Here is a 5,724-nt window from a genome sequence, read left to right on the forward strand (position 1 = left end):
GTGTGTCCGAGGAAGAGCGTGCTTTGCTGCCAGAGCGTCTCGTTCCATCGTTCAGCACGTATTTGCGCTTTGCGAAAGGCTGAGCGAGCCTTTTTGAACTTTCCCTGGGTGAAGAAGAAGTAGCCGAGGTTGAAGTAGAGGCGTGGGTTGTTGTTGCTGTAGCGAGCGGCTTTGCTGTATGCTTTTTCCGCTTGGTCCAGGTTGTCGGTGAGTGTGTAGACGTAGCCTTCAAGGAGAAAGCGGAGTGCGTTGCGAGGATCCAGGAGCTCGATGGTTTCAATTGCTTTCGTTGCATTCTTGATTGCTTCTCGTGGTGGGGACGCCGAGTAGACGTTGACGATGATGTCAAGAACTGCTGAGCGGTAGATGATGAGGGGGTCTTGCGGATTCTCCTTGATGGCGAGGTGTTGGTAGTTTGCCGCCTGAATTATTTTGTTTTGACGTTCTTCTCTTGGCTTTGTTGCGAACGCTTGGAGGTAGAGTTCCCACCCGACGTTGCTGAGGATGAGCGCGTTCTGCTCGGGGGGTGTGAGGGCGTGGAGGTAGACGTTGTTTTTCTTCGCGCTCTCGCTGATGGGTGTTGTAAGCATCGGCTTGCCGAAGCACTCGAGGGTAGGGTGGCGCTCCGTCCCGTCGCAGAAAATCGTTCCGGTTACGGGGTCGATATTGAACGCGGGTTTGCCTTTTTCGTGTATGCGCAAGTAGAGATGGAACGGGGAGCGGACAGCGGCTGCGGGGATGTGTTCTTGTTCAGCGACAGATTGGAGGAGGAGGGCGCGCGTGTCGCAGTCGCAGGATGCTGTTGCGATACATTCGGTGAGGGTGTTGGCTTCTGCGTAGCGTGTGCGTTCGTTAAGAAGCGTAATTGCTATTGCGAGGGTGGATTGAGCGGTTCTTTCTTTGTCTTTTTGTTTTGCGGCTGCGTCCTTCACGTCGTCGAGGTAGGTATCTAGCCAGCGTTGCAGCGTGCACGTGTTCTTGGTGCCAAGCGGTTTTGCTTCAAGGGAGATGACGCGGTGGCCGATGGTGTTCTTTTTTTGGAGGCAAGCGCTTTGCGCTTCTTCATTTGCAGACGTGTCGTGGCGCTCGATGCGAGGAGGGGGGTGTTGCTGTGCTTGCGCTGGCGTCGCTGAGAAAGGCGTGGCGAAGGCGAAGGAAATCCAGAGCGTCTTAACAATTGCTGAAAGTGTTTTTTGTCGCGGGCTGGAGTGTTGCATAGAGGATGCACTGTTGTCTTCTTGTTTACTCACCTCTGAAATTCCCCGGTCAATCAACAAAGAGCGAAGCAAGAGATTCCGGTCGGCGTGTTTTGTGTGAAGCGTGGCTTGTATTCGGCGCTCGTGTCGTGTTTGTTGTTTTGTAGCGCGGTTTTCTTGAGGGAACGCTCTTGGTTTCTCTTTGCTTGGTTTTGTCTCTCTTTTAGCACAAACTTTTTTTTAAACATTTCTATGTTGTTTTTAAAATGGCTGGGAAAAAGCGTGTTGTGATAATAAAGCATTTAAAGAAAGGCGTTGTTGTTTTTTCTTGGCTTGCGCGGTGATGCGCGAGTTGCCGGTGGTGATGCTGTTTGTTTAGAACGTTGTTTTTAACATTTGAAGAGGCAAGAAGCATAGCGGAAGCGTACGGGACGCCAACCTTTGTCTATGATGAAGCCTTGTTGAAGGAGCGTGCTGCAGAGTTTTTGTCAATTCGTCTGCCTTTCGGGTTTACTCCTCGATACGCGATGAAGGCTAACCCGCATAAGTACATACTCTCTTTGTTTGATGCCCTTGGCTTACACATCGATGCATCTTCTGGCTACGAGGCAAATCGCGCCCTTGCCTGCGGGGTTGACGCGAGCAAGATCCGAATAACCGCTCAGGAGCTGCCCATCGACTTGGATGCGTTGGTTGGGAAAGGGTGTTTGTTTACGGCGTGTTCGCTCTTTCAGCTAAAGACGTTTGGCGAGCGCTTTCCAGGGAGTCGTGTTGCTATTCGGGTGAATCCGGGGATTGATGCCGGGGGGAATCATAAGGTGGACACGGCCGGGCCGCTTTGTGGCTTTGGCATTTGGCACGAGGATCTTCCTGAGGTGATGAGGATTGCTAAAGAGCACAATCTTATCATTGACTGCGTCCACACCCATATCGGTTCGGGTACAAAGCCGTATTTGTGGAGTGCGGCTGCGAAGCAGACGCTAAGCATCGTCGAAGCCTTGCCGTCAGTGTCGCGGATGAATCTAGGCGGCGGGTTCAAGGTAGCGCGCATGCCCGCTGAGGAGACGGTAGATATTGGTGGTTGCGGCGAGGAAGTTGCCAAGAGTGTTGAAGAGTTTTTTGCTCGGACGAAGCGCAGGATTCGTGTCGAGCTCGAGCCGGGAACGTTCCTTGTCGCGCAGGCAGGAGTCTTGCTTTCGAGAATAGTGGATAAGACACGGACGAACACGCACACCTTCCTCAAGCTTGATTGCGGCTTAACAGAGATTGCGCGGCCGACGATGTACGGGGCGCAGCATTATCTTAGCGCAGTGCTTCCTGCGGGCGGGGAGGGAGATAAGAACGCCTCGGGGAAGGATGGGCTTGGCTCAGCGACCGGCTCAGCGACTGAGCCCGTGGTTGTTATTGGCCATTGTTGCGAGAGTTCAGATCTTTTGACAAGCGATCCGGCCAACCCTGCGTATCCTTCCGAGCGTGAGTTGCCAAAACGTGAACCCGGCGACTTTGTCCTCGTGCACGGCGCAGGAGCGTATTGCTCGGCAATGGCGTTTGAGGGGTATAATTCGTTTCCTCCTGCTGCTGAGGTCGTCCTTCGGGATGGGAAGTTTTTCTTAATATCTGAGCGCGGAAGTGTTGCAGGGCTCATGTCCCGAGAACGCTGAGAGGGAGCGTGATTGGGGAAGGGCGGCACCGGGAGGATTTTTCTTTTCTTTTTTCTTGCTTAGTCGTCCTGTATGATGGCGTCGCAGATTTGGACGATTTCTGCACGCAGTTCTTGAGAGATGCTCTCCTTTGCTGAGAGAAAGACGCATCCTGCTTGCGAGAGGCGAGTCTTGGTCGCGACGGTATGGGCGAATCTTGCGACGTAGCTTGGTGGGTTGTACATGGCAAGGGTGGGGAGGGAGTCAAGGATGAAGTATCGTTCCCCTTGGGTTTTTTCAAGCCAGGCACTGATGGCCGCGCTCATTTCCGCTAAGGATGACGCGTTCTTTATGAAAATGGTGTTGCTGTCGCTTTCTTGGGTGTTCTGGCCGGTGCAGTCAATAATGGTTACGTTCGTTCGTTGTCCCGAGCGGATGGTCTTTGCAGGCGTGGAGATGGAGAGGATGCATAGTGAACACGTAAGGCTTTGTATGGTGTCTTCAAGAATGCTTCTTGCTCGTTCTGGCTTGGTTTCGATGAACGTGACGTTTTTGAAGTGAGGGACTTGCATCATGGGTTCGGGGTGACTATGTCGTCTGCGAGGAGGGCGATGTTTTTTACGAATTCTTTTGAGGCGAAATCCGAGGCGATTCCGAGAAGGAGGAGTATTTTTTGCTTCTGCTTTGCAAGGCGGATGAGGACTTCGCTGAGCCTAAGAAGCTCTGAGAGTGGCTTATAGAGGAGAATGGTTGAGAGCGAGTCGATGAAAACGACCAGTTCTTTATGTTTGAGGCTTGCTTTGTAAATAGTGGTGATGATGTTGTCGAGGTCTATGTTTTCAGGCGGGGCGGTTGCTAGTTCGCTTGCAAGGTCGATGATTTCAATATTGTCGATGTTGTTTCGTGTGAAGTGCTCTTTGAGGTTTGCCTCTGGTCTTTGGAAACTGATGTAGAGCGGGTGTCTGTTCTTGGTAATGTGTGTCTGGAGGTAGGGGATGCCTCGCTCTAGGTAACGTTCTGGGGGGAGCTGTACGAGGAGAACTCTTTTTTTCATGTTTCGCTTTGGCTTTCGCCTTCTGTTAGTGCTTGCTTCGCCGGCGTGGTTGGGTGTTTGTTCTGACAGGGGGTGAGGTCGTCAATGAGTGTTCTTAGCGCCATGAATCCTTGCGTTTGATTTTCAGCTTTGAGCGGGATGATGGTTGTTCTGAGCCAGTGTTGCTTGCCTGTTTTTGTTGTATTGCATATGTCTCCGTGCCAGGTCTTTCCTGAAAAGATTGTTCGCCAGAGGGCGGTGTAAAATGAGGAGGGGTGCTTGCCTGATTTGAAGATGGAGTGTTTTTTACCGAGGATTTCTTCTTGGCGGTATTCGTGGAGTTCGCAAAAGGCCTTGCTTGCGTAGGTAATGGTTCCTTCGTTGTTGGTGATGGTGACAAGGCTTCCTTTGTCAAGCGCGTTTTTAAGGTTCATAAGCTCTTTTAGCGTGTTTTTTATGGCATGTTGGAGTTTTTTATCTTTCGGAACAAGTGGTGGTGTTCCGCTTCTTTGGACTGCTAGCTTGAGGCTTGCGAGCGTCCGAGAGAACGCCCTTGCGAGCTTCCCTATCTCGTCTTGTCGTTGAGGGGTTTTGAGCTTGACTTTGAGGTTTCCTCTGCTGATTTGGTCAATGACAAGGGTGATGTCTTCTATGGGTTGAATAATGGTTTTTTTTACGAAAAAGAAAATGCCTAAGAAGAGGATGATGAGGAGTGGAAGCCCTAAGAGCATGCTTGCTGATGAGTTGATGCGCTCCTTTTCGCTTCTAGCAGCGATGGTTTCGACTTCTTCGACGAGTGTTTGTAGGAGGGTGTTTGCTTGCTGAACGAGCTTTTCTTCAGTGGCGGCGTCACCAGGGATTTGTTCAAGCGTGATGACGCTGTTTTCAAGGTCGTAGAGGGCGCTGAGTATTTTTTCTTTGAAAGGCTTATTTGTTTGAGCTGCATCTTTCTTGGCGAGGTCTATGAGTCTTTGGAGCTCGTCGAGGCCGGCGAGGTATGCTGGTGACGCTTTGGCTGATGTGTTCTTTTCGTGTGTTTGTCTTTTGGAAGAAAGTGAAATGAGGTTTGTGCTGGTTGTGGAGATTTGTTCTGCGTAATCAAGGTTTTTGACAAGAGGGTTGATGAGCTCTTGTTCCACACTTTTCGCGTCGCTAACGATGCGCAGGTGGTTGCCTAGGGAGAAGATGGAAAGGATGATGATGGGTGTGAGGAGGGTTAGCAATATTTCTTGTTGGAGTTTCATCGTGGCCTCTTTTTTGGTTTTTTGGTATTGTTGTTTCGCACGTGTTTTTTTTTATTGTGTCTGGCTGTTTTTTTTTATTGGTTCATCGGTTGTTTGTTGTGGTGGAGGAGCTTGTTGATTTGATTGCGAAAGAGTTTGCCTGCTTCTTTGTCGATGATGTTGTCTTTTGTGAGTTTGTCAATGGAGGAGAAGATGTTTTCTTCGGTGAGCCCTTCTTCTTTCACTTCTTCGAATAAGACGTTTGCAATGGGTCCGAGGAAGCGTTGGAAGATTTGGAGGATTTGCTCTTCGAGGTTGGTTGCGACTTTGTGGGTGGTTCCTGAGAGGATGCCCTCGTAGCCTATGAGGGGTGTGCCGATGCGTATGCCGTGGTGGGTGATGTGGTAGCGGTGTATTTGCCTGCTGTGGTTGCTTCCTTTGACTTTGAGAAGGGTGAGGACGTGTCCTAATTCCCCTTCCATTTCGACGTGGCGTAGGAAGATGATGTTGTCGGTGATGGTTGAGAGTTTGCTGCCGGTGAATTCTTTCATGTGTTCTTTTGTGTCTGCTGCTGACGTAAAAAGCGTGGTTACGCCGTGTTGTTTGAGGCTGAGGTAGAGGCGCTTTGCAAA

At 50.6% G+C, this 5,724-nt stretch carries 7 protein-coding genes; 1 reads left to right on the forward strand and 6 read right to left on the reverse strand.

Annotation, left to right across the window (positions count from 1 at the left end; genetic code table 11):
* Both D6783_03145 and D6783_03150 read right to left on the reverse strand, forming a co-directional pair.
* The coding region (locus D6783_03145; protein RME53007.1) for a tetratricopeptide repeat protein at window positions 1-1,274 on the reverse strand (1,274 nt) is incomplete at its 3' end.
* Complete coding sequence (locus tag D6783_03150) at window positions 1,271-1,498, reverse strand: hypothetical protein (GenBank protein RME53008.1); 228 nt, start codon at window positions 1,496-1,498, stop codon at window positions 1,271-1,273. The genes D6783_03145 and D6783_03150, both read right to left, overlap by 4 nt.
* Before the next feature lie 69 nt (window positions 1,499-1,567).
* Here D6783_03150 and D6783_03155 point away from each other — a divergent pair, with 69 nt between their 5' ends.
* Window positions 1,568-2,857 carry a diaminopimelate decarboxylase gene (locus D6783_03155; protein ID RME53009.1) on the forward strand — a complete coding sequence of 430 codons (1,290 nt, stop codon included), beginning with the start codon at window positions 1,568-1,570 and terminating at the stop codon, window positions 2,855-2,857.
* A gap of 59 nt (window positions 2,858-2,916) precedes the next feature.
* Here the strand turns inward: D6783_03155 and D6783_03160 are convergent, their stop codons facing one another.
* The 4 genes from D6783_03160 to D6783_03175 all read right to left on the reverse strand — a co-directional run.
* A complete protein-coding gene (locus D6783_03160; GenBank protein ID RME53010.1) occupies window positions 2,917-3,411 on the reverse strand; it encodes a hypothetical protein in 495 nt (164 codons plus the stop codon).
* Window positions 3,408-3,890 (reverse strand): hypothetical protein, encoded by a 483-nt coding sequence (locus tag D6783_03165; GenBank protein RME53011.1) that lies wholly within the window; start codon window positions 3,888-3,890, stop codon window positions 3,408-3,410. The genes D6783_03160 and D6783_03165 overlap by 4 nt, the downstream gene beginning before the upstream one ends.
* Window positions 3,887-5,113, reverse strand: coding sequence for a HAMP domain-containing protein (locus D6783_03170; protein RME53012.1), 1,227 nt, complete (start codon window positions 5,111-5,113; stop codon window positions 3,887-3,889). Before D6783_03170 ends, D6783_03165 begins: the two co-directional genes overlap by 4 nt.
* Before the next feature lie 74 nt (window positions 5,114-5,187).
* The coding region (locus tag D6783_03175; protein ID RME53013.1) for a hypothetical protein at window positions 5,188-5,724 on the reverse strand (537 nt) is incomplete at its 5' end.

The sequence above is a fragment of the Candidatus Woesearchaeota archaeon genome (assembly GCA_003694805.1).
Classification (GTDB): Archaea; Nanobdellota; Nanobdellia; order Woesearchaeales; family J110; genus J110.

Coding starts and splice junctions, on each gene's coding strand:
- D6783_03165 (RME53011.1), bottom strand. CDS start 3,890: ATGAAAAAAAGAGTTCTCCTCGTACAGCTCCCCCCAGAACGTTACCTA.
- D6783_03170 (RME53012.1), bottom strand. CDS start 5,113: ATGAAACTCCAACAAGAAATATTGCTAACCCTCCTCACACCCATCATC.
- D6783_03160 (RME53010.1), bottom strand. CDS start 3,411: ATGATGCAAGTCCCTCACTTCAAAAACGTCACGTTCATCGAAACCAAG.
- D6783_03150 (RME53008.1), bottom strand. CDS start 1,498: ATGCTTTATTATCACAACACGCTTTTTCCCAGCCATTTTAAAAACAAC.